General features: G+C 40.0%; 14 protein-coding genes. 10 read left to right on the top strand and 4 right to left on the bottom strand.

What is annotated here, in order from left to right; all coding sequences use genetic code 11:
• Window positions 1-3 precede the first annotated feature (3 nt).
• From rpoB to BHF69_RS10640, 4 genes are all read left to right on the top strand, one after another.
• A complete protein-coding gene (gene rpoB / locus BHF69_RS10655) occupies window positions 4-3,798 on the top strand; it encodes a DNA-directed RNA polymerase subunit beta (protein ID WP_075671368.1) in 3,795 nt (1,264 codons plus the stop codon).
• A 52-nt stretch (window positions 3,799-3,850) separates the two neighbouring features.
• Window positions 3,851-7,483, top strand: a complete 3,633-nt coding sequence (gene rpoC, locus BHF69_RS10650; RefSeq protein WP_075671366.1) for a DNA-directed RNA polymerase subunit beta' — start codon at window positions 3,851-3,853, stop codon at window positions 7,481-7,483.
• Between the two features lie 161 nt (window positions 7,484-7,644).
• Window positions 7,645-8,634, top strand: coding sequence for an ROK family transcriptional regulator (locus BHF69_RS10645; protein WP_075671364.1), 990 nt, complete (start codon window positions 7,645-7,647; stop codon window positions 8,632-8,634).
• A 2-nt stretch (window positions 8,635-8,636) separates the two neighbouring features.
• Window positions 8,637-9,530 (top strand): PHP domain-containing protein, encoded by an 894-nt coding sequence (locus tag BHF69_RS10640; protein ID WP_075671362.1) that lies wholly within the window; start codon window positions 8,637-8,639, stop codon window positions 9,528-9,530.
• An 85-nt stretch (window positions 9,531-9,615) separates the two neighbouring features.
• Here BHF69_RS10640 and BHF69_RS10635 read toward each other — a convergent pair whose 3' ends face one another.
• From BHF69_RS10635 to BHF69_RS10625, 3 genes are read right to left on the bottom strand one after another with little or no spacing between them, the layout of a single operon-like run.
• Entirely contained in the window at window positions 9,616-10,275 is a 660-nt protein-coding gene (locus BHF69_RS10635) for a transaldolase family protein (protein WP_075671360.1), read from the bottom strand.
• 59 nt (window positions 10,276-10,334) lie between these two features.
• Window positions 10,335-11,135, bottom strand: coding sequence for a sorbitol-6-phosphate dehydrogenase subunit (locus BHF69_RS10630; RefSeq protein WP_192846989.1), 801 nt, complete (start codon window positions 11,133-11,135; stop codon window positions 10,335-10,337).
• Window positions 11,136-11,191: 56 nt separating this feature from the next.
• Window positions 11,192-12,169 (bottom strand): sugar-binding transcriptional regulator, encoded by a 978-nt coding sequence (locus BHF69_RS10625; RefSeq protein WP_075671356.1) that lies wholly within the window; start codon window positions 12,167-12,169, stop codon window positions 11,192-11,194.
• A gap of 291 nt (window positions 12,170-12,460) precedes the next feature.
• Here BHF69_RS10625 and rpsL point away from each other — a divergent pair, with 291 nt between their 5' ends.
• The 4 genes from rpsL (at window position 12,461) to tuf (ending at window position 17,073) form a co-directional block, all read left to right on the top strand.
• Complete coding sequence (gene rpsL, locus BHF69_RS10620) at window positions 12,461-12,874, top strand: 30S ribosomal protein S12 (protein WP_075671354.1); 414 nt, start codon at window positions 12,461-12,463, stop codon at window positions 12,872-12,874.
• 193 nt (window positions 12,875-13,067) lie between these two features.
• Complete coding sequence (gene rpsG / locus BHF69_RS10615) at window positions 13,068-13,538, top strand: 30S ribosomal protein S7 (protein ID WP_192846988.1); 471 nt, start codon at window positions 13,068-13,070, stop codon at window positions 13,536-13,538.
• 56 nt (window positions 13,539-13,594) lie between these two features.
• Complete coding sequence (gene fusA, locus BHF69_RS10610; RefSeq protein ID WP_075671350.1) at window positions 13,595-15,712, top strand: elongation factor G; 2,118 nt, start codon at window positions 13,595-13,597, stop codon at window positions 15,710-15,712.
• A 173-nt stretch (window positions 15,713-15,885) separates the two neighbouring features.
• Window positions 15,886-17,073, top strand: coding sequence for an elongation factor Tu (gene tuf / locus BHF69_RS10605; RefSeq protein ID WP_075671348.1), 1,188 nt, complete (start codon window positions 15,886-15,888; stop codon window positions 17,071-17,073).
• Between the two features lie 512 nt (window positions 17,074-17,585).
• Here the strand turns inward: tuf and BHF69_RS10600 are convergent.
• Window positions 17,586-18,119, bottom strand: a complete 534-nt coding sequence (locus BHF69_RS10600) for a helix-turn-helix domain-containing protein (RefSeq protein WP_075671347.1) — start codon at window positions 18,117-18,119, stop codon at window positions 17,586-17,588.
• A gap of 212 nt (window positions 18,120-18,331) precedes the next feature.
• Here BHF69_RS10600 and BHF69_RS10595 point away from each other — a divergent pair, with 212 nt between their 5' ends.
• Together BHF69_RS10595 and BHF69_RS10590 are read left to right on the top strand one after the other, a co-directional pair.
• Window positions 18,332-18,523 carry a hypothetical protein gene (locus BHF69_RS10595; protein ID WP_016441025.1) on the top strand — a complete coding sequence of 64 codons (192 nt, stop codon included), beginning with the start codon at window positions 18,332-18,334 and terminating at the stop codon, window positions 18,521-18,523.
• Between the two features lie 13 nt (window positions 18,524-18,536).
• The gene (locus tag BHF69_RS10590) at window positions 18,537-19,589 is read left to right on the top strand and encodes a site-specific integrase (RefSeq protein WP_075671345.1); all 1,053 of its coding nucleotides are present in this window, start codon (window positions 18,537-18,539) and stop codon (window positions 19,587-19,589) included.
• The last annotated feature ends 14 nt before the right edge of the window (window positions 19,590-19,603 follow it).

The following is a 19,603-nucleotide window of genomic DNA, read 5'->3' as shown; positions in this document are numbered from 1 at the left end:
TCGATGGAAAAGAACAGAATCCGCCCAGTCAAATCTGGGACAAAAAGCAGAGTTAGCTACGCAAGACAGGACGATGTCTTAGAAGTACCTAATCTTATCGAAATTCAGAAAAATTCTTACCAGTGGTTTTTAGACGAAGGATTAAAAGAAGTTTTTGAAGACATTTCTCCAATTGCAGACTATAATGGACAGCTTAGTCTGGAATTCGTTGATTTTATTTTATGTAGAGACGATGTGAAATATTCAATCGAGGAATGTAAAGAAAGAGATGCAACATATGCAGCTCCTTTGAAGGTGAGAGTAAGATTATATAATAAGGATGAAGATGAATTTAAGCAGCACGATATTTTTATGGGTGATCTACCGTTAATGACAGAGACCGGTACATTCGTAATCAATGGTGCAGAGCGAGTTATTGTCAGTCAGTTAGTTCGTTCTCCTGGTATTTATTATGTGATCTCACATGATAAGATCGGAAAAGAATTATTTTCTGCTACAGTCATTCCTAACCGAGGTGCATGGTTAGAATACGAAACAGACTCTAACGATGTATTTTATGTTCGTGTTGACAGAACAAGAAAAGTACCAATTACCGTTTTAATTCGTGCGTTAGGAATTGGAACCAATGCAGAGATCAAGGAGTTATTTGGAGAAGAACCAAAGATTCTCGCAAGTATTGAAAAAGATCCATCAGACAATTATCAGGACGGCTTACTGGAATTATATAAGAAGATCAGACCAGGTGAACCATTATCTGTAGACAGTGCAGAAAGTCTGATCAATAGTATGTTCTTCGATCCAAGACGTTATGATCTGGCAAAGGTTGGACGTTATAAATTTAATAAAAAGTTAGCATTAAAGAGCAGAATTGTGAATTCTGTATTAGCAGAAGATGTTGTTGATATGACAACAGGAGAGATCATTGCAGAAGCAGGAACAACTGTGACTGCAGAAATTGCAACAAAGATTCAGGATGCAGCAATCCCATCTGTCACTGTCCAGACAGAAGAGAGAAATGTCAAAGTACTGTCTAATATGACGGTTAACTTAGCATCATATGTTGATTTTGATCCAGAAGAAATCGGAATTCATGAGAACGTTTACTACCCTGTACTTGAAGATTTATTGAATGAATATAGAGGCGAGGAATTAAAAGATGCAATCAAAAAGCATATTTCCGAATTAATTCCAAAGCATATTACAAAAGAAGATATTTTAGCTTCTATCAACTACAATATGCATTTAGAATACGGTCTGGGCAATGTGGATGATATCGACCACTTAGGAAACAGACGTATCAGAGCAGTAGGTGAATTATTACAGAATCAGTATCGTATTGGTTTGTCCAGATTGGAGAGAGTTGTTCGTGAGAGAATGACAACACAGGATGTAGAAACGATCACACCACAGTCCTTGATCAACATCAAACCAGTAACAGCAGCAGTGAAAGAATTCTTCGGAAGTTCTCAGTTGTCTCAGTTCATGGACCACAACAACCCATTATCTGAGCTGACACACAAGAGACGTTTGTCCGCATTGGGACCTGGTGGTCTGTCACGAGACAGAGCCGGATTTGAGGTTCGAGACGTACACTATTCTCACTATGGTAGAATGTGTCCAATCGAAACACCTGAAGGTCCAAACATCGGTCTGATCAACTCACTTGCTACTTACGCAAGAATCAATGAATATGGATTTATCGAAGCGCCTTATCGTAAGCTGGATAAGAGCAATCCGGAAAATCCGGTAGTAACCAACGAAGTTGTCTATCTGACAGCAGATGAAGAAGATAACTTTATCGTAGCTCAGGCGAATGAGCCTTTGGATGAAGAAGGACATTTTGTAAATACAAGTGTTTCTGGTCGTTTCCGTGAAGAAACAACGGAATTCCCAAAAACAAAGATTGACTTAATGGACGTATCACCTAAGATGGTATTCTCCGTGGCTACATCCATGATTCCTTTCCTGGAAAATGACGATGCTAACCGTGCGCTGATGGGATCCAACATGCAGCGTCAGGCAGTACCACTTCTTCGTACCGAAGCACCAGTAGTTGGAACAGGTATGGAATCAAAGGCAGCGTTCGATTCCGGTGTATGTATCATTGCAAAACATGACGGTGTTGTAGAACGCTCTACAAGTAAAGAGATTATCGTCCGTACAGAAGACGGAACAACCGATACTTACCATGTGATCAAATTTGCAAGAAGTAACCAGGGTAACTGTATGAACCAGCGTCCAATCGTAAATGTAGGCGATAAAGTAAAAGCCGGTGATGTATTGGCGGATGGTGCATCTACTTCGAATGGTGAGATGGCTCTTGGTAAGAACCCATTGATCGGATTCATGACCTGGGAAGGTTATAACTACGAGGATGCCGTATTATTAAGTGAACGTCTGGTACAGGATGATGTATATACATCTGTTCATATTGAGGAATATGAAGCAGAAGCAAGAGATACAAAGCTTGGTCAGGAAGAGATCACAAGAGATCTGGCTGGATTAAGCGAAGATGTATTAAAAGACTTAGATGAGAATGGTATTATCCGAATCGGTGCAGAGGTCCGTGCCGGTGATATCTTAGTTGGTAAAGTAACTCCTAAGGGAGAGACAGAGCTGACAGCAGAAGAAAGACTTCTTCGTGCTATTTTCGGTGAAAAAGCAAGAGAAGTTCGTGATACTTCCCTTCGTGTACCTCACGGTGCATATGGGGTTGTTATGGATACAAAAGTATTTACAAGAGAGAATGGAGACGAACTGCCTCCTGGAGTAAATAAAACAGTCCGCGTATATATTGCGCAGAAGAGAAAGATCTCCGTAGGAGATAAGATGGCTGGTCGTCATGGTAACAAGGGTGTAATTTCCCGTATCTTACCAGTAGAAGATATGCCATTCTTACCAAATGGACGTCCATTGGATATCGTATTGAATCCATTGGGTGTACCTTCCCGTATGAATATCGGACAGGTCCTGGAAATCCACTTATCATTAGCTGCTCAGGTATTAGGATTCAACGTTGCAACACCAGTATTTAATGGTGCCAACGAGTACGATATCATGGATACTCTGGAAATGGCCAATGATTATGCGAATAAGAGCTGGGATGAATTTAACGAGATCTGGGGACCAAAAGTAAATGATGATATCATGGATTATCTGTATGAGAACAGAGAGCACAGAAAAGAGTGGAAAGGTGTTCCAATCGACAGAACCGGTAAAGTTCAGCTTCGTGACGGAAGAACTGGAGAAGAATTCGATAATCCAGTAACCATCGGTTTCATGCATTACCTGAAGCTGCACCACCTAGTAGATGATAAGATCCATGCTCGTTCTACGGGCCCTTACTCACTGGTTACACAGCAGCCTCTTGGTGGTAAAGCTCAGTTCGGTGGACAGAGATTCGGAGAGATGGAAGTATGGGCACTGGAAGCCTATGGTGCTTCTTACACATTACAGGAAATCCTAACTGTAAAATCCGATGATGTGATCGGTCGTGTAAAAACATATGAAGCAATTATTAAGGGAGATAACATCCCTGAACCAGGTATTCCTGAATCCTTCAAGGTATTATTAAAAGAATTCCAATCCTTGGCATTGGATGTCAGAGTGTTAAAGGATGATGCAACAGAAGTAGCAATTCCAGAAAGCGTAGACTATCAGTCAGAGCCTGACGAATTAAAACCAATGATCGAAGGAGATCCTGCATTTAATAATTACGAAGATGGAGAATCACTTGGGAACTTAGGATTTAAAGAAGGAAACTTGGAAGATGGCGAGGAAGATGCATCTTTATTATAGGATGATGAAAAACCCGCTGGCAGAGATAGATATATAGGAAGGAGCAGCCTGAATGTCTGAAATCAGCAATCAACAAATGGATCAACCAATGAACTTTGATGCAATTAAGATCGGGTTAGCTTCTCCTGAAAAGATCCGTGAATGGTCAAGAGGAGAAGTAAAGAAACCTGAAACAATTAACTATAGAACATTAAAACCAGAAAAAGATGGTTTATTCTGTGAAAGAATCTTTGGACCAAGCAAGGACTGGGAATGTCATTGTGGTAAGTACAAAAAAGTGCGTTATAAAGGCGTTGTTTGTGATCGATGTGGCGTAGAAGTAACGAAAGCCAACGTACGTCGTGAAAGAATGGGTCATATCGAACTTGCAGCACCAGTATCACACATCTGGTACTTTAAAGGAATTCCTAGCCGTATGGGATTGATCCTTGATATTTCACCAAGAACCTTAGAAAAAGTATTATACTTTGCGTCTTATATCGTATTAGACCCAAGAGATACAGAGCTTGCATACAAGCAGGTTCTGACAGAGAGAGAATACAGAGAAGCCTATGACAAATTCAACGGAGATTTCGAAGTAGGAATGGGTGCAGAAGCGGTCAAACGTCTGCTTCAGGAAATCGATTTGGATGCAGAATCTGAAGAATTAAGAACCGGATTAAAGGATGCAACTGGACAGAAACGTGCGAGAATCATCAAGCGTCTGGAAGTGGTAGAAGCTTTCAGAAATTCCGATAACAAACCGGAATGGATGATCTTAGATGTTGTTCCTGTGATTCCTCCAGATATCCGTCCAATGGTACAGTTAGACGGAGGACGTTTTGCAACCTCCGACTTAAATGACTTATACAGAAGAATTATTAATAGAAATAACCGTTTAAAGAGACTTCTTGAATTAGGTGCTCCAGACATTATCGTTCGTAATGAAAAGAGAATGCTTCAGGAAGCAGTGGATGCCCTGATCGATAACGGAAGAAGAGGTCGTCCGGTAACCGGACCTGGTAACCGTGCATTAAAATCTCTTTCCGATATGTTAAAAGGTAAACAGGGACGTTTCCGTCAGAACTTACTGGGTAAACGTGTTGACTACTCAGGACGTTCTGTAATCGTAGTAGGACCAGACTTGAAGATTTACCAGTGTGGTCTTCCAAAAGAAATGGCGATCGAATTATTCAAGCCATTCGTTATGAAGGAACTGGTTTCTAAGAAGCTGGCACATAACATTAAATCTGCTAAGAAGATGGTAGAAAAGCTTCAGCCAGAAGTTTGGGATGTGTTAGAAGAAGTTATCAAGGAACATCCGGTTATGTTAAACCGTGCTCCTACACTGCATAGACTTGGTATTCAGGCATTTGAACCAATTTTAGTAGAAGGTAAGGCAATTCGTCTGCATCCACTGGTATGTACGGCTTACAATGCCGACTTCGACGGTGACCAGATGGCTGTGCATTTACCATTATCCGTAGAAGCACAGGCAGAATGTCGATTCCTGTTATTATCACCAAACAACCTGTTAAAACCATCCGATGGTGGTCCGGTAGCCGTACCTTCTCAGGATATGGTTCTTGGTATTTACTACTTAACACTGGAAAAACCAGGTGATAAGGGAGAAGGCAAATGCTTCAAATCAACCAACGAAGCATATCTTGCTTATGAAAACAAAGAGATTACCCTTCATGCCCGTATTAAGGTAAGAAGAAAAGGTGTTGACCTTGAAGGGAATCCAATTACACGTATGATCGACTGTACTATGGGTCGTCTGTTATTTAACGAAATCATTTTACAGGACTTAGGATTTGTAGATCGTACAAAGGAAGAAAACTTATTAAAATTAGAAGTAGACTTCCATGTTGGTAAGAAACAGTTAAAACAGATTCTTGATAAATGTATCAACATCCATGGTGCAACCAAGACAGCAGAAGTCTTAGATGACATCAAGGCATTAGGATACAAATTCTCTACTCGTGGTGCACTTACTGTATCTATTTCTGATATGACCGTACCAGAAGAGAAGAAACAGATTCTTGCCGACGCTGAAAAACAAGTAGAATTAATCACGAAGAAATACAGACGTGGTATGCTGACAGAAGAAGAACGTTATAAAGCAGTTGTTAAGACATGGTTCGAAGCCGATGACTTACTAACTGAGAAGCTGATCACAGGATTGGATAAATATAACAACATCTTCATGATGGCTGACTCTGGAGCCCGTGGTTCCAACCAGCAGATCAAACAGCTTGCCGGAATGCGTGGTCTGATGGCCGATACATCCGGACGTACCATTGAATTGCCGATCAAGTCTAATTTCCGTGAAGGATTAGACGTACTGGAATACTTCATTTCCGCTCATGGAGCTCGTAAGGGATTGTCCGATACCGCTCTTCGTACCGCTGACTCTGGTTATCTGACCAGACGTCTGGTAGACGTTTCTCAGGATCTGATCATTCGTGAGACAGATTGCTGTGGCGATGGAGAAGAAATTCCAGGAATGTATGTAGAAGCATTTATGGATGGACAGGAAGTCATCGAAAGCCTGGAAGAACGTATTACAGGACGTGTGGCTGCAGAAGATATTGCAGATCCAGTATCTGGAGATATCATTGTCAAAGCAAACCATATGATCACTGCAAAACGTGCAGCGAAGGTTGTAAATGCAGGATATACAAAAGTTAAGATCAGAACAATGTTAACATGTAAATCCACTATGGGTGCATGTGCAAAATGTTACGGTGCCAACCTTGCAACCGGTCAGGCTGTACAGGTCGGAGAAGCAGTTGGTATTATCGCAGCTCAGTCCATCGGAGAACCTGGTACACAGTTGACCATGCGTACTTTCCATGCTGGTGGGGTAGCCGGTGATGATATCACACAGGGTCTTCCTCGTATCGAAGAGTTATTCGAAGCTCGTAAACCAAAAGGACTTGCGATCATTACCGAATTCGGTGGTGTTGTTCAGATCAAGGATACGAAGAAGAAACGTGAAGTAGTCGTAACCAATAAAGAAACAGGAGATTCCAAAGCATATCTGATCCCTTACGGATCCCGTATCAAAGTACAGGATGGACAGGTATTAGAGGCTGGTGATGAGTTGACAGAAGGTTCTGTTAACCCACATGATATCTTAAAGATCAAAGGTATTCGTGCCGTTCAGGATTATATGATCCGTGAGGTACAGCGTGTATACCGTCTGCAGGGTGTAGATATCAACGATAAGCACGTTGAGGTTATCGTTCGCCAGATGCTTAAAAAGATCCGCATTGAAAACAATGGAGATACGGATTATTTACCAGGTACAATGGTTGATATTCTCGAATTCAACAGAACCAATGCAAAATTAGAAGAAGAAGGCAAAGAACCTGCAACTGGAGAACAGGTAATGCTTGGTATTACAAAGGCTTCTCTTGCAACAGATTCCTTCTTATCTGCAGCTTCCTTCCAGGAAACAACGAAAGTTCTGACAGAAGCAGCCATCAAAGGTAAAGTAGACCCATTGGTAGGATTAAAAGAAAATGTTATCTTAGGTAAGTTGATTCCAGCCGGAACCGGTATGAAGCGTTACCGTAATGTAAAGCTTTCTACGGATTTGGATGATACAATGTCTTTCGATGAAATCGATTTGGATGAAGAGGAAGAAATCACATTCAGCGAAGAAGGAATGGAAGAAATTATCTTAGATGAAGAATAAGAAATAACAAAGGATTGTTGTCCCAATGAGATATTTGGGATAACAATCCTTTTTTTATGTCTGCCTTTTCTTTTTAGTGGGCCTGGTTGTTGTTGAACTTTTTGTACTCTTATGATAAAATACTTTCAACGACATACGACGAAAGTGAGAAAGGAGGGCATATGGCGTATAAATCAGATGACCTAAAGCAGTTTCATGTTCAGAAAATCAAGGATTATTTCTATGATCATCACGAAGGTAGCAAGGCGCTTTTGTCGGAAGAGACAGGGATATCTAAGACAACCTGTACGACCATATTAAAAGAAATGGAGGCACAGGGATTTCTGATGCAAAAAGCATGCTATGCGTCAACCGGAGGAAGACCTGGTAAACAATATCAGCTGAATAAAGATTATCAGCATAGCTGTCTCATAGATATCAAAAATGGAAAATATGTTCAGGTAATCATTGAAGTTCGGAATCTTTATTCAGAAATTATAAAAACAAATTGGGGAGAATTTCAGGAGTTTAAGCTGGAATATTTATATCAAATGCTGGATGAGATCATGGCCCAGGATTCTTTTGTTTCAGTCATTGCTGTCAGTATTCCAGGAGTGGTAGATCAGAATGGGAGCATAGGGCAATGCGATATTAAGACATTGGAAAAGCAAAATCTCAAGACCATATTAGAAGAAAAATGGGATGTAAAGGTTGTGGTAGAAAATGATGTGAATCTGGCGGTCGTCGGATATCATCAGGGTGAAGAAAGTCTGGTGTTTCTTTATCAGCCGCAATGTATGTATTCGGGTTGTGGAATTATGTTGAATCATTGCTTGTATCGTGGCAATACATTATTTGCCGGAGAAGTTGGATACTTGGCAAGTTGTCTTGGCAGACAGCCAGAGGACAGAGGATCAGCGAAAGAACTATTAATTCATCAGCTAGTGGCCTTGATCTGTATTTTGAATCCGAAAACCATAGCAATCTGTTCTTTTTATGGGTTTGAAATTACGGAAATAACAGAAGAATTAAAAAAATATATAGATAGGAACCATTTTCCGGAACTTCTTATCGAGGAGGATATGGAATCTTATATTTTAAAAGGCCTGATGGAGGCATCCATTGATATACAGAGAAACCATTTTAAAATAAAACAAGTAAGGAAGGTATAAGTATGAAACATTATATTGATCTACATATGCACAGCCTGTATAGTGATGATGGCGAACATACACCTGCCAGCCTGGTAGACATGTGCCATGAAAAGGGGATTCAGATTATGGCGATTTCAGACCATAATCAGGTGGCAGCCATAGCAGAGGGAAGAAAACGAGCAAAGGAACTTGGAATGATTTATATTTCGGCCATTGAAATTGACTGTACCTTTCATGACAGGAATTTTCATGTGGTCGGCTATGGAATCAATGAACAGGAACCGTATTTTACACAGTTGAATGATGATATTTATCAGCAGGAAGTGAAATTATCAGAAAAGAAGATGGAATTAACCAGAGGGCTGGGTTTTGATGTGACAAAGGAAGATCTGGATCAGCTTTCAGACAACGGCGTCTATACGGGAGAGATGTTCGGAGAAGTGCTGCTGGGAAAGGAAGAGTATAGAGAACATCCTCTGTTAAAGCCTTACCGAGAAGGTGGAGACAGAAGTGGGAATCCTTATGTGAATTTTTACTGGGACTACTATTCCCAGGGAAAACCATGTTATACCAAGGTGATCTATCCATCTCTTGCAGAGGCAGTAGATCAGATTCATCGTTGCGGCGGTAAGGCAGTACTGGCTCATCCGGGGGCAAATCTGAGAGGGAAATATGAGGTATTTGATCAGATGATGGAAGAAGTGGCACTGGATGGCGTGGAGGCCTTTAGTAATTACCATGATGAGGCAACGGTAGACTATTTCTATAAAAAAGGACAGGAATACAACATCATGGTGACCTGTGGCAGTGATTTCCATGGAAAGACCAAGCCGTCGATTCAACTGGGAGAATGTCATTGTCCATATGATCAGGAATTTATAGAAGAAATGCTAAAGGCACAGGGATTGATCTAGAGAAAAAATGCCGGAATTTCTTCAGGCAGAGGAAGCCTGAAGATCCCGACATAATTTTATCTAAAAAGTTATATTAGGTATTTGCTTAATCAGTGATCAGGTTGGTGGTTCCATATGCTTTTTCCCAGGCATCTTTAAATTCCTGTGCAGCCATAACAGCATCTTTGTTGTATACCACTTTTTCGAATAAGTCAGCTCCAATGGTTACGGCACCAATTCCTTCTACCATCAGTTCTTTTACCTGAGCAGTGCTTTTGAAGCTTGCTGCAATGACTTTACAATCTACATTTTGTTCTTTAAATACTCTTTGTATATCTAAGGTTGCCTGGATTCCATCTACTTCAAGATTGCACATGCGGTTTACATAAGGTGCCACATAAGCCGCACCACAGTTGGCAGCCATCAATGCCTGGTTAACAGAATAGATGGCAGTTGCTAATGTTTTGATTCCCTCTTCTTTTAATTTGCGGATGGCAATGAATCCTTCCGGAGTACCAGGAATCTTTACGATAATATTTGGGCTCAGGCTCATAAGATATTTTGTTTCTGCGATGATTCCTTCATGGTCAAGGGCAAGAACCTGAAGATATAATTCCAGATCTTTTGGTACCTGCTCTACCAGCTCTTTGATAGAACCTCCGTCTTTAATAATAATGGTAGGATTGCAGGTAACCCCTTTTACGTTATAGTTAGATACATAATGATGGATGGTTTCGATATTCGCACTGTCTAAATAAAATTCCATAATAAATCTCCTTATATAATATAATTCGCAGTTTTTGGTTTCATAAAGTTTTAAGGGTATTATCCTCTGGATTTTCCTCCAGTAATATTTACTACGGTACCAGTAATATAGGAAGAACGGTCAGATGCCAGGTAAGCGGCCAAATCGCTGATTTCTTCCAGATATCCTGGGCGTCCAAGAGGAATGCTCTTAGAATAATCAGGGGTCAAATTGTCTACGGATGTATTTCTTGTATAAGCAAGAGCTTCATTGTAAGCAGGGGATCGCATGGATGTCTCTTCTAAGATTCCAGGAGCCATGGCAACCACGCGAATACTTTGACTTCCCAGTTCTTTTGCCCAGGAACGGGTAAAAGAGTTTACAGCATTTTTGGTTGCAGCGTAAATGCTTTGTCCTGCAGAACCCTCCATACTGGATTCGGAGGACATGTTCACGATCGTGCCACCGTTTCCCTGAGCCAGAAATTGTTTTACGACAGCCTGGGTACATAAAAATACACCTTTTACATTGATATTGAAGATAAAATCAAAAGAATCCACAGAGGCTTCGTATTTTGGATTTTCGCCACGGACATCCACCAGAAGCTCGGGTCTTGCTACTCCCGCATTGTTGATCAGTACATCGATTTTTCCAAAAGTGTCCACTGCAGTACGAACCATAGCATCTACACTTTCCTTTTTGCTCACATCACATGGTACATGGAGAATCTGGTCATCTGTGATCCCGGCAGTGGCATTAACGTCGGCAGAAACAACCTTGGCGGATAAGGAATGTAATTTTTTCACAATGGAATTTCCGATTCCGGTTTCCCCTCCGGTTACAATAATTACTTTGTTTTTTAAATGAAGCCAGTCTTGCATAATATCATCCTTTCTATTATTTTGAATCTTTTTTGATTCAAAGAGGCTGGTTTGGGTTATAATAATTCTAATAATTGAAAGGCCGTCTGGGCATCGGTAATCAGGGTATTGGCTAGTCCTGATCTGCAGACAGCATATATGGCAGCGGCTTTTTGCGTTCCATATGCAACGGCAATTCGCTGCGGGATATTTCTCAGGTGTTCCAGGGAAATACCGATGATTCTTTCTGAAATCTCATTGGGAACCAGAACACCGTTCTTATCAAATGGATGGCCCATGATTTCTCCGATGGCTCCCTGTTCAGAAAGCTTTAATATAGAAGCGGAAAGATCTGGATCCAAAGCAGTGATGGAAGAACCTTCTTCGATAAGCCCGATACCGAAAACTGCCATGTTGCAGTTTTTTCCTCGCTCTAGAATCCCAGCAATTTCTGGCTCTTTTAGTAAAATATCTTTTACTGTTTTATTGCGCACATACAAAGGTGCTGGAAATGGATAGCTTCTCCCACGTAAAATACTGGCAAATTTGGATGATAAGTAAGAGGAATAGGTCAGCCTCAGCTCATCTTCATTTGCAGTGGCAGGCATGGCAGTTCCAGTAAAAGGAACAATTTCCACATCGGAAAATTTCAAGTTTCGATGTAATCCACTTTGATCAAATGCATCAATGATGGCTTTCATCGTCCGGCCCCATGTAATACCAATGGAGTAATGATTTTTTATGGTACGGGCCAGATAAAGTGCCGCTTCATCAGCAATTGGAAATCCCACATCGCCGGACGCATCTTCTGCAATGATAACTTCGTGAAGGTTTAGCTTTTCCTCCAGCTTACGCTCTATATTAATATGAAAATGTGAGTTAGAAGGAAAATCAAATACAATACGGACATAGTTTTGTTCCTGGGCATATTTTAATGCCCGGCCAATGGATGCCCTGGAGGTACCAAGACGTTTGGCAATTTCCTGTTGAGAAAGACCTTCTTTGTAATATAAATTGGCTGCTTTTGCAAGAAAACGTAAATTTTGCGTTGTCATATGAGGAGCTCCTTTTTCATTTTAGGTAGTTGAGCAATTGCTCAACCGGTAATCATTTGCCTTAAGGTGGAGGAATCATAATCGAAAAGGCAAAAGAAGTCAAGAGAAAAAGAAAAAAATTTAAAAAAGTAGAAGGGCAATTGTTAAATTGGAAAAATCTAAGAAAAGAGTAAGTAAAAATACTTGACAAAAGATGAAAAACAAAGTAGAATTTAAAAATGCGTGTAGTAGCGCATAATTCGCTTAAAAGTAAGCAACAAACAGTAGAAAATATGCATGGAGGTGAAACGAATGCCAACTTTTAACCAATTAGTTAGAAAAGGAAGACAGACAACTGCTAAGAAATCAACTGCACCAGCTCTTCAGAAAGGGTTCAACTCTTTAAAGAAGAAATCTACAGATGCATCTTCTCCACAGAAAAGAGGAGTATGTACAGCAGTAAAAACAGCAACTCCTAAAAAACCTAACTCTGCTCTTCGTAAAATTGCCAGAGTTCGTTTATCTAACGGTATCGAAGTAACAAGCTATATCCCAGGTGAAGGACATAACTTACAGGAACATAGTGTTGTTCTTATCCGTGGTGGTAGAGTAAAAGACTTACCAGGTACAAGATACCATATCGTTAGAGGTACACTTGATACAGCAGGTGTTGCTAACAGACGTCAGGCTCGCTCTAAATACGGAGCTAAGAGACCTAAAAAATAAGAGCAGATATAATTGGTACAAAGCAGCATAAGAAATTCTTATGCTACCTTGTATAGTTGTGCCGGAATAGCAATATTTTCCTGTTGTTGCAGGTATGATAGAGATCGCAGTCCGAGCACGAACAAGCACTTCACATAAGGTGAAGATGAATGAGTACCGATGATTTAAGAAATTTATTAAGGAGGGAAGAAACGTGCCACGTAAAGGACATATCGCAAAAAGAGATGTATTAGCAGATCCAATTTACAATAACAAGGTTGTGACAAAATTAATCAACAACATCATGTTAGATGGTAAAAAAGGAGTTGCTCAGAAGATCGTATACGGAGCATTTGCTCGTATCGAAGAAAAAGCTGGAAAACCTGCTTTGGAGGTATTTGAAGAAGCTATGAACAACGTAATGCCAGTATTAGAAGTAAAGGCAAGACGTATTGGTGGAGCTACTTACCAGGTACCAATCGAAGTTAGACCAGATAGAAGACAGGCGTTAGCTCTTCGTTGGATTACTTTATATTCTCGTAAAAGAGGAGAAAAGACAATGGAAGAAAGATTAGCTAACGAACTTTTAGATGCTATGAACAATACAGGAGCATCTGTAAAGAAAAAAGAAGATATGCACAAAATGGCAGAAGCAAACAAAGCTTTCGCTCACTACAGATTCTAATCTCTGGAGTAAGAAAGTTTTTGCTTTTGGCTTGACTAAAATAGGAGGAAAAAACCTTGGCTGGAAGAGAATATCCTTTAGAAAGAACCAGAAATATTGGGATTATGGCTCATATCGATGCTGGTAAAACAACATTGACAGAACGTATCTTATATTATACTGGTGTAAACTATAAAATTGGTGATACTCATGAAGGTACTGCTACCATGGACTGGATGGAACAGGAGCAGGAAAGAGGTATCACAATTACTTCAGCTGCTACAACCTGCCACTGGACTTTACAGGAAAACTGTAAACCAAAACAAGGCGCAAAAGAACATCGTATCAACATTATCGATACACCGGGTCACGTTGACTTTACTGTAGAAGTAGAACGTTCTCTTCGTGTTCTTGATGGTGCAGTAGGTGTTTTCTGTGCAAAAGGTGGTGTAGAACCTCAGTCTGAAAACGTATGGAGACAGGCTGACACTTATAACGTACCAAGAATGGCATTCATCAATAAGATGGATATCTTAGGTGCTAACTTCTACGGCGCAGTAGATCAGATCAAAACAAGATTAGGTAAGAATGCGATCATCCTTCAGTTACCAATCGGTAAAGAAGATGAATTCAAAGGTATCATCGACTTATTTGAAATGAAAGCTTACATCTACAATGATGATAAGGGAGAAGATATTTCAATCGTTGATATTCCAGAAGACATGGCTGATGATGCAGAATTATACCATACAGAATTAATTGAAAAAATCTGCGAATTAGATGATGATTTAATGATGGAATACTTAGAAGGAGAAGAACCTTCTGTAGAATCCTTAAAGGCAGCATTAAGAAAAGCTACATGTGAATGTGAAGCTGTTCCAGTTTGCTGTGGTTCTGCTTACAGAAACAAAGGGGTTCAGAAATTATTAGATGCTGTTCTTGAATATATGCCAGCTCCAACAGACATCCCTGCTATCAAGGGTGTTGACTTAGAAGGAAACGAAGTTGAAAGAATTTCTTCTGATGAAGAACCATTCTCAGCTTTAGCATTCAAGATCATGACAGACCCATTCGTAGGTAAATTAGCATTCTTCAGAGTTTACTCTGGTACAATGAACTCCGGTTCTTATGTATTAAATGCTACAAAAGATAAAAAAGAACGTGTTGGCCGTATCTTACAGATGCATGCGAACAAACGTGAAGAATTAGATAAAGTATACTCTGGAGATATCGCCGCTGCTGTAGGTTTCAAAATTACTACAACAGGTGATACAATCTGTGATGAACAGCATCCAGTTATTCTTGAGTCTATGGAATTCCCAGAACCAGTTATTGAATTAGCAATCGAACCTAAGACAAAAGCTGGACAGGGCAAGATGGGTGAAGCTCTTGCAAAACTTGCAGAAGAAGACCCTACATTCCGTGCTCATACAAATACAGAAACTGGACAGACAATCATCGCTGGTATGGGTGAGCTTCATCTGGAGATTATCGTTGACCGTCTGCTTCGTGAATTTAAAGTAGAAGCAAATGTTGGTGCTCCTCAGGTAGCATACAAAGAGACATTTACAAAAGCAGTTGACGTTGATAGTAAATATGCAAAACAGTCTGGTGGACGTGGTCAGTATGGTCACTGTAAAGTTCACTTTGAACCAATGGATGCCAACGGAGAAGAATTATTCAAGTTCGAATCTACTGTTGTTGGTGGTGCAATTCCAAAAGAATACATCCCAGCAGTTGGTGCAGGTATCGAAGAAGCTTCTAAGGCTGGTATCTTAGGTGGATTCCCTGTACTGGGTATCAAAGCTACTGTATATGATGGATCTTACCATGATGTCGATTCTAGTGAAATGGCATTCAAGATCGCTGGTTCTATGGCGTTCAAAGAAGCTATGCAGAAAGCTGGAGCTATCTTACTGGAACCTATCATGAAGGTTGAAGTATCTACACCAGAAGAATACATGGGTGATGTAATTGGTGATATGAACTCTCGTCGTGGACGTATCGAAGGTATGGACGATATCGGCGGAGGTAAGATGGTAAGAGGTTATGTACCACTTGCTGAAATGTTCGGTTACTCTACAGACTTACGTTCTAAGACACAGGGACGTGCGAACTACTCTATGTTCTTCAGCAGCTACGAACCAGTTCCAAAATCTGTACAGGATAAAGTTATCGCTGAAAAAGCAAAATAGGATTTTCACTCGATTTTTGAATAAAAAAATAGGTTGAAAAACTACAATAAATGAAATATAATCAAAGAAAGCCAGTTCTTCTTTACTAAGGAGAACTTGCGGGCTTTGATTTCTAAATCTTATATTATTCATTATGCCCGTAGGGGCGGTTATTTTAAGGAGGACAAATAAAAATGGCTAAAGAAAAGTTTGACAGAAGCAAACCCCATTGTAACATTGGTACAATTGGACACGTTGACCATGGTAAAACAACATTAACAGCAGCTATCACAAAAACTCTTTCTGAAAGAGTAGAAGGTAACGCTGCAGTAGATTTCGAAAACATCGATAAAGCTCCAGAAGAAAGAGAACGTGGTATCACAATCTCTACAGCTCACGTAGAATACGAAACAGCTAAACGTCACTACGCTCACGTTGACTGCCCAGGTCATGCTGACTACGTTAAGAACATGATCACAGGTGCTGCTCAGATGGACGGTGCTATCTTAGTTGTAGCTGCTACAGACGGTGTTATGGCTCAGACAAAAGAACACATCTTATTATCTCGTCAGGTAGGTGTTCCTTACATCGTAGTATTCATGAACAAATGTGATATGGTAGACGATGAAGAATTACTTGAATTAGTAGAAATGGAAATCACAGAACAGTTAGAAGAATATGGTTTCAATGATTGTCCAATCATCCAGGGATCTGCTTTAAAAGCATTAGAAGATCCTAACAGCGAATGGGGCGACAAGATCATGGAATTAATGGACGCTGTTGATGAATACATTCCAGACCCACAGCGTGCTACAGATAAACCATTCTTAATGCCAGTAGAAGACGTATTCACAATCACAGGTCGTGGTACTGTTGCTACAGGTAGAGTAGAAAGCGGTGTTATCCACTTAAACGAAGAAGTAGAAATCGTTGGTATCAAAGAAAAAACTCAGAAAACAACTGTAACAGGTATCGAAATGTTCCGTAAACTTCTTGACGAAGGTCAGGCTGGTGACAACATTGGTGCTTTATTACGTGGTATCAAAAGAGAAGAAATCGAAAGAGGACAGGTTTTATGTGCTCCAGGTTCTATCACATGCCACACAAAATTTACAGCACAGGTTTACGTATTAACAAAAGATGAAGGTGGACGTCATACTCCTTTCTTCAACAACTACAGACCTCAGTTCTACTTCAGAACAACTGATATCACAGGTGTTATCGAATTACCAGAAGGTACAGAAATGTGCATGCCTGGTGATAACGTAGAAATGACTATCGAATTAATTCACCCAATCGCTATGGATCAGGGATTAACATTCGCTATTCGTGAAGGTGGACGTACTGTAGGATCAGGACGTGTTGCTACAATCATCGAGTAATACAATCTGAATATAGATTTGTTATCGTAAGATAACGTTGTGTCCAAACGTAAGATACCCGTAGAACTTCGGTTCTACGGGTTTTTCTGTTGCCTGGAAATATATAAAAGGGCGGAAAAGAATAACGAACAGCGTAGAAAAACGGTTGCCGGGAGAGTATCCTGACAACCGTTTGTGATAACAGAATGATAACAAAATTTTGAAAGTTGATTGACAAATTTGAAATCAATGCTATACTACCACTATAATTAAGTTAGCAATAGGTTCTGGTTCGATTCCAGATATCGCCACCATATTAGGAATTCTTTTGAGTTCTATGATTTCGGGAATAGTATATGACATCGAAAAGTGCATTTACAAGAAAGGAATTGATATTATGAAAAAAGAAATCTTATTAGTAGGTTTGGGTATTTGCGGCGATATGGTGTAATGGTAGCATGGAATAATAAGCAATTCCCCCAGACCACCAAAAATAAAGAGCTCTTCGTGAGCTCTTTTTCTTATGCACAAAATTAAGTCAGATCATATGTCTTGATGTCATTGCCTTCAGTGCCCTTCTTAACGATAGTATGGCAACCTATCGTAGTTCCCATAGCACGCAGTTTCCATTCTTCCTGGGTAGCGTTGAGCTTATCCAGTTCTTCCTGTCTTTTATCTTCATCTTCAATAGCTAATATTTCAGCTTTTTCCTTTTCATAGACACTTTTAAATTGACACCATTTCCTGAAAAAGTCCTGCATTGTAGGATTATCAAAAGTCAGTGAAATCTTCTGCTCAGGTGTCTCGGCAAGTGAGAGGTTCACTGAATTATCAATAGAAAACAACAGAGAGAGTACATCTCCGACTGTTTCAATATTAAAATCCAGAAAAACACTTACATTTAATCCCAGCGCAGTTGCTATCTTTTCTAACTGATCCGGTTTTGGATTTCGGATTCCAAGTTCATATTTTCTGATCGTACCTACGTTAATGCCGGACAGCTCGGCTAACTGTATCTGACTGTATCCTCTGAATTCCCGGTATGCCCGGATTTTTTTACCTACCATAACATGCTGCCTCCTTAATAATATTTGTGCTTCTATTCTAGCACAAAAGTGAATGATACAAAAGAGTGAGATTTAACAAATTGCTGATACGCAACCAATATGCATGGAATTGAAAAAATAAATTCGCAAATGTTTATTGACAAATTCACAAAAGTGAATTATTATAAGAGAACAACGTCAGAGTCACAAAAGTGACTGGAAAGGAGGACACTATGAGAACTAATTATATGATGAATGTTGATGATGTCATGGAAGAATTAGGTGTGAAACGCAGTAAAGCATATTCTATTCTGAAGCAGCTCAATGATGAACTGGCAAAGGAAGGATATGTAGCAGTTCGTGGAAAGATTCCACGTCCCTACTGGGAAACAAAATTTTATGGATGCTCTCAGAGAGCAGTATGAAGGAGGAGTTAAGATGTCAGCTTACAAGGACAAAACACAGGGAACCTGGTATGTGAGCTTCCGTTATATTGACTGGACAGGAAAGAAAACGCAGAAGCTGAAAAGAGGGTTCAAGACAAAGAGAGAAGCATTGAATTATGAAAAGGAATTCATAAGAAAGACTGCGGCGGATATGAAAATGGAGATGAACAGTTTTATTTCAGTCTATTTTGAAGATAAAAAGAATGAACTGAAAGAAAATTCAATCCGAAATAAGCAGCACATGATGAACAAGCACATTGTTCCATATTTTGGAACAAGAAAAATGAATGAGATTACACCAGCAGAGATTATCCAGTGGCAGAATACCATTCAGGAAAAAGGATACAGCAAGACTTATGAGCGCATGATTCAAAATCAGTTAAATGCATTATTCAACCACGCACAGAAAATTTACAATCTGAAGGAAAATCCATGCAAAAAAGTAAAAAAGATGGGAAAATCAGATGCTAATAAGCTGGAATTCTGGACGAAAGCAGAATATGACAGATTTATCGCCGGGATTGAGCCGGGGAGTGAAGATTATCTGATATTTGAAATCTTGTTCTGGACAGGAATCAGGGAAGGAGAGCTTCTGGCATTGAGTCTTTCGGACTTTGATATGAGTGGAAATCTCCTGCATATCAATAAGACTTATAACCGGATCAGGAAAAGAGATGTGATTGATACTCCAAAAACAGAAAATTCGGTCCGTACTATTGACATTCCCAATTTTCTTAAGGAAGAGGTACAGGAGTATGCAAAGAAGCATTATGGGTTTCCGGAAGATCAGCGGTTGTTCCCGATTGTGGCGAGAACACTGCAGAAACGTCTTAAGAAATATGAAGCACTGACCGGTGTAAAACCAATCAGAGTGCACGATATCCGTCACAGCCATGTGGCATATCTGATCTACCAGGGTGTAGAACCACTGATTATCAAGGAAAGGCTGGGGCACAAAGACATTCAGATGACATTAAACACTTATGGGCATCTGTACCCGTCACAGCAGAAAAAAGTTGCTGAGATGCTGGACAATAAACGTTAATACGGAGGAAAAGA

Source organism: Anaerostipes sp. 992a (assembly GCF_001940245.1).
GTDB lineage: Bacteria > Bacillota > Clostridia > Lachnospirales > Lachnospiraceae > Fimousia.
The sequence above is the reverse complement of the archived record's forward strand: the minus strand, read 5'-3'. Positions and strand labels throughout refer to the sequence as shown.

Bases quoted from the DNA above. Each gene is read 5' to 3' on its own strand.
- rpoB (WP_075671368.1), top strand. From the start codon at position 4: ATGGAAAAGAACAGAATCCGCCCAGTCAAATCTGGGACAAAAAGCAGA.
- rpoC (WP_075671366.1), top strand. From the start codon at position 3,851: ATGTCTGAAATCAGCAATCAACAAATGGATCAACCAATGAACTTTGAT.
- BHF69_RS10645 (WP_075671364.1), top strand. From the start codon at position 7,645: ATGGCGTATAAATCAGATGACCTAAAGCAGTTTCATGTTCAGAAAATC.
- BHF69_RS10640 (WP_075671362.1), top strand. From the start codon at position 8,637: ATGAAACATTATATTGATCTACATATGCACAGCCTGTATAGTGATGAT.
- BHF69_RS10635 (WP_075671360.1), bottom strand. From the start codon at position 10,275: ATGGAATTTTATTTAGACAGTGCGAATATCGAAACCATCCATCATTAT.
- BHF69_RS10630 (WP_192846989.1), bottom strand. From the start codon at position 11,135: ATGCAAGACTGGCTTCATTTAAAAAACAAAGTAATTATTGTAACCGGA.
- BHF69_RS10625 (WP_075671356.1), bottom strand. From the start codon at position 12,169: ATGACAACGCAAAATTTACGTTTTCTTGCAAAAGCAGCCAATTTATAT.
- rpsL (WP_075671354.1), top strand. From the start codon at position 12,461: ATGCCAACTTTTAACCAATTAGTTAGAAAAGGAAGACAGACAACTGCT.
- tuf (WP_075671348.1), top strand. From the start codon at position 15,886: ATGGCTAAAGAAAAGTTTGACAGAAGCAAACCCCATTGTAACATTGGT.
- BHF69_RS10600 (WP_075671347.1), bottom strand. From the start codon at position 18,119: ATGGTAGGTAAAAAAATCCGGGCATACCGGGAATTCAGAGGATACAGT.
- BHF69_RS10595 (WP_016441025.1), top strand. From the start codon at position 18,332: ATGAGAACTAATTATATGATGAATGTTGATGATGTCATGGAAGAATTA.
- BHF69_RS10590 (WP_075671345.1), top strand. From the start codon at position 18,537: ATGTCAGCTTACAAGGACAAAACACAGGGAACCTGGTATGTGAGCTTC.